This is a genomic window from Paraburkholderia sp. BR10954 (assembly GCF_040965775.1).
GTDB classification, from domain to species: Bacteria; Pseudomonadota; Gammaproteobacteria; order Burkholderiales; family Burkholderiaceae; genus Paraburkholderia; species Paraburkholderia youngii.
Map to the genome: position 1 here is coordinate 1 of NZ_JBFRCK010000280.1, position 305 is coordinate 305.

1 pseudogene is annotated in these 305 nt (G+C 61.6%); it reads right to left on the reverse strand.

Features of this window, described 5'->3' with window-relative positions:
* Window positions 1-305, reverse strand: a pseudogene (locus AB4Y34_RS42240) (IS5/IS1182 family transposase); the annotation flags it as partial.

The following is a 305-nucleotide window of genomic DNA, read 5'->3' on the forward strand; positions in this document are numbered from 1 at the left end:
CGATCACTAGCCCTTCCTTGTGGGTCGTCGTGATCGACACCTTGACGCCGAATTCGTACGGCGTGCGGGCCTTGCCTTTGGCCAGACATTCGACTTCCGGCGCATGCAAGGCGTAAAGCTTGTTCCGGTCCTTTTGCTTCTGTGCCAGGATCCGCCTGGTGCGGCCGATCAACTCCGTTAGCGCGCTGCGCCCGGTGTCGGAAACTGAATCGAGCTGACGCTCCACATCACGCATCACCCGCCCAACGCGCGAGCGCAACGTGCGCAGCGCCTTCTTCATGCGCTTGAACTGCTTCGCATGGGCG